This window comes from Citrobacter sp. wls827, from assembly GCF_005280875.1.
GTDB classification, from domain to species: domain Bacteria; phylum Pseudomonadota; class Gammaproteobacteria; order Enterobacterales; family Enterobacteriaceae; genus Citrobacter; species Citrobacter youngae.
In genome coordinates this window covers 117085-120779 of record NZ_SZWR01000018.1, presented here as the reverse complement: position 1 = coordinate 120779, position 3695 = coordinate 117085, and the positions used below count along the sequence as shown (strand labels likewise).

Genomic DNA, 3695 nt, shown 5'->3' with positions numbered 1-3695 from the left:
AAGGGCCGCGACTGCGGCCCTGGTGGGGATTATTTGGCAACTTTGGTAATCTGTTTCACGTCGATTTCAACGGAGTTCCAGTCTTTATCCACTTCACCCTGGATTTCAACCACATCCTGCGGCGTGACGGTCACGCCGTTCCAGCGTTTGTGGTCGATATCTACGTTCACTGTGCCGGTTGCATCTTTAAACACATACAGGTCGTCGGAAATACGCTCAACGATGTTCCCGCGCAGGGTAACCCAGGTGTCATCACGCAGCGATTTGGCGCTTTCTACCGTCGTGCTGCTACCGTTTGGGCCAACAAAGCCGCCATTTTGGCTTTGCGTTGTCGTCGTCGGTCCAGAGAAGCCGCCCTGCTGCGCTGCCAGAACAGGTGCGGAACACAGTGCCATTACGGCAACCATTGCAGCTAATTTTTTCATCGTCATGTCTCCCTTTCATGTTGGTTTACGACTATTAAATAAGTTAATCCTTAACAAGTTCTTAAGGCAAAAAAAGATACTTTTTTTACTGTACAGAGGCTGTAGCCACAGGTTTACTTGACGGTAATGAGAGCGACCGCAGGGAAGAACATATGCGTATTTTACTGGTAGAAGATGACACGCTGATTGGCGACGGCCTGAAAACAGGTCTGAGTAAAATGGGTTTCAGCATCGACTGGTTTACCGAGGGTCGCCAGGGGAAAGAAGCACTGTACAGCGCCCCTTATGATGCGGTGATCCTCGACCTGACGCTGCCAGGCATAGACGGGCGCGATATCCTGCGCGAATGGCGAGCCAACGGGAAGCAGGAGCCGGTGCTGATTCTTACCGCTCGTGACGCGCTGACAGAACGCGTGGAAGGTCTGCGCCTGGGCGCGGATGACTATCTGTGTAAACCCTTTGCGCTGATCGAAGTTGCCGCCCGACTGGAAGCATTGGTACGCCGCGCCAGCGGCCAGGCCACCAGCGAACTGCGCCATGGTCAGGTTTCGCTTGATCCCGGCGCGCTGGTCGCCACGTTCGCGGGTGAGCCGTTATCGCTTAAGCCAAAAGAGTTCGCGCTGCTGGAACTGCTGATGCGTAACAAAGGGCGCGTCCTGCCCCGCAAGCTGATTGAAGAAAAACTGTATAACTGGGATGAAAACGTCTCCAGTAATGCGGTGGAGGTCCACGTCCATCACTTGCGCCGTAAGCTCGGCAGCGACTTTATCCGCACGGTACATGGCATTGGCTACACCCTGGGTGACGCATGAAACTCACACAACGCCTGAGTCTGCGCATCAGACTTACGCTTATATTTATCATTTTGGTTTTGGTAACCTGGTTGATTTCCAGTTTTGTCGCCTGGAAACAAACCACTGATAACGTGGATGAGATGTTTGACACGCAGCTGATGCTGTTTGCCAAACGGCTGGTCACGCTGGATCTTGACGAACTAAAAGCTTCTGAGCGCATCGCGCAGACACCGAAAAAGTTCAAACATGGCCATATTGACGACGATGTACTGACCTTTGCGGTCTACACGCCGGATGGAAAAATGGTTCTTCATGATGGTGACAATGGTCAGTACATTCCCTATAGCTATCGTCGGGAAGGGTTTGACGATGGTTATCTGAACGGTGATAACGATAAATGGCGCTTTATCTGGCTAACTTCAGCGGATAAAAAGTACCGGATCGTGGTCGGTCAGGAGTGGGAATATCGCGAAGATATGGCCCTGGCGATCGTGACGGCCCAATTGGTGCCGTGGCTGGTCGCCCTGCCGCTGATGCTGCTGATCCTGATTGTCCTGTTAAGCCTTGAACTTAAGCCGCTAAAAAAGCTGGCGCAGGCTTTACGTGTGCGGGATCCGGAATCTGAAGAACCACTGAGCCTGAAAGGTATTCCTGGCGAGGTTCGCCCACTGGTTGATTCGCTCAATCAACTGTTTATCCGCACACATTCGATGATGGTTCGCGAACGGCGCTTTACCTCTGATGCCGCCCATGAACTGCGCAGTCCGTTGACGGCACTGAAGGTACAGACCGAAGTCGCGCAGTTGTCCGACGATGATCCGCAGGCACGACAAAAAGCGTTAATGCAGATGCAGACGGGAATTGACCGCGCTACCCGACTGGTTGATCAGCTCCTGACGCTTTCGCGCCTCGACTCCCTCGACAATCTTCAGGATGTGGCGGAAATCTCGCTGGAGGAGCTTCTGCAATCCGCGGTGATGGACATCTACCATCCGGCACAGCAGGCGCACATCGATGTGCGGTTGCAGATTAACGTGCACCACATCACGCACACGGGACAACCGCTGTTACTCAGCCTGATGGTACGAAATCTGCTGGATAATGCGATTCGCTACAGCCCGCGGGGGAGCATTGTGGAAGTGACGCTCAATACCCGCAATTTCAGCGTCAAAGATAACGGGCCTGGCGTTGCGCCGGAAATCCTGACGCACATCGGTGAACGCTTTTATCGTCCGCCGGGACAAAGTGTTACCGGTAGTGGTCTGGGCCTGTCGATCGTCCGCCGTATCGCAACACTGCATGGAATGTCAGCCTCGTTTGGCAATGCGCCGGAAGGCGGGTTTGAAGCGAAAGTTAAGTGGTAGAAAATATTTTCAGAGAACCATCAAGGTGGTTTTCTGAATAAACCGCGAAAAATTACTCATAAAAAACAGGAACAACAAGGATGATTCATTAAATTCAAACAACACTTACAATAATCTGATTTTATATAAACAAAAGCAAATATACAAAATCATAATATTGCATGTTTTACCTTCCCCCTCCGTTTTAAATCAAGTATAAACTCCCGCAGAATGCCCAATATCAAAATAAATAATTCAGAATGATTTTTTAATTCTTGTTATCTCGAAAAATAAAACTTAATTCATGTAACAAATACAATCAACGATATAATTATTATTCTACATCATTCAGGTATAAATAAAATGGAATTTCGTAATCTGACGCCATTCTCCGCGATGGCGTACGTCATGGAGGATATTCATGGCAAACGGCATCACGTTGTTGCCATGAAAACCGGCTTCCGTCTTGTACCGGGTGATAATGGTCAGTGGCAGCCGGTGCTGATGGAATATCCCGCGCTGCCGTTATGCCTGGAAGATAAGTTTTTCGGGGAATTAAATACCTCTCCGGTGAGGCAGGAAAGTGACCTTGTTCCGCTGAAACCCGCCTGCGATATCCTCGTAAATGGCACAGCTTACACACCGGATGGCGCCGCTGTACCGGAAATGACGGCAGGTGTACTCATACATGCCCCATCCGGTGACATGATACTGGACAAAAGTGTGCGCATCACCGGTCAGCGTTTTTACCGGCAACAGGCGTTAACCGGGCAATGGTACGAAACGGAACCCGCCCCCTTCACCTCGCTGCCACTGAACTATCGCTACGCCTTTGGGGGGGAATGCCGTATGGCGGCGGACTGCGAATATGCTGCCCGTATCCCGGAAGCCCATCGCCTGACAGAACCACAACGCAGTGCACATCCTGATAGTGATAATCCCCCGCTGGCGCACACCGTCTGCCCGGTCAATCCGCTGGGGCTGGGTTATGCACCGCCCTGGTATCTGCGGGCCGGCAAAGCACAGCAGGTCGAAGCCCCGCGGATTATTGCCACAGACACACCGTTCACCCTTGCGCATTTTATTGCCGTCTCCGGCGATGATAATGCTGACTGGTCGGCCCCTGAATACCA

General features: G+C 51.6%; 4 protein-coding genes. 3 read left to right on the top strand and 1 reads right to left on the bottom strand.

Translation table 11 applies throughout. The features are described from left to right. Positions 1 to 29 precede the first annotated feature (29 nt). A complete protein-coding gene (locus tag FDX03_RS13805) occupies positions 30 to 425 on the bottom strand; it encodes a YgiW/YdeI family stress tolerance OB fold protein (RefSeq protein WP_005123105.1) in 396 nt (131 codons plus the stop codon). Between the two features lie 152 nt (positions 426 to 577). Between FDX03_RS13805 and qseB the strand changes: the two genes are divergently transcribed. From qseB to FDX03_RS23410, 3 genes are all read left to right on the top strand, one after another. Continuing rightward, positions 578 to 1237: a quorum sensing response regulator transcription factor QseB gene (gene qseB / locus FDX03_RS13800; protein WP_048213234.1), complete on the top strand. Its 660-nt coding sequence runs from the start codon at positions 578 to 580 to the stop codon at positions 1235 to 1237. After that, positions 1234 to 2583, top strand: coding sequence for a quorum sensing histidine kinase QseC (qseC, locus tag FDX03_RS13795; protein ID WP_137346069.1), 1350 nt, complete (start codon positions 1234 to 1236; stop codon positions 2581 to 2583). The genes qseB and qseC overlap by 4 nt, the downstream gene beginning before the upstream one ends. Before the next feature lie 342 nt (positions 2584 to 2925). Next, positions 2926 to 3695: DUF2169 domain-containing protein (locus FDX03_RS23410; protein ID WP_249357064.1), on the top strand; the 770-nt coding region annotated here is incomplete at its 3' end.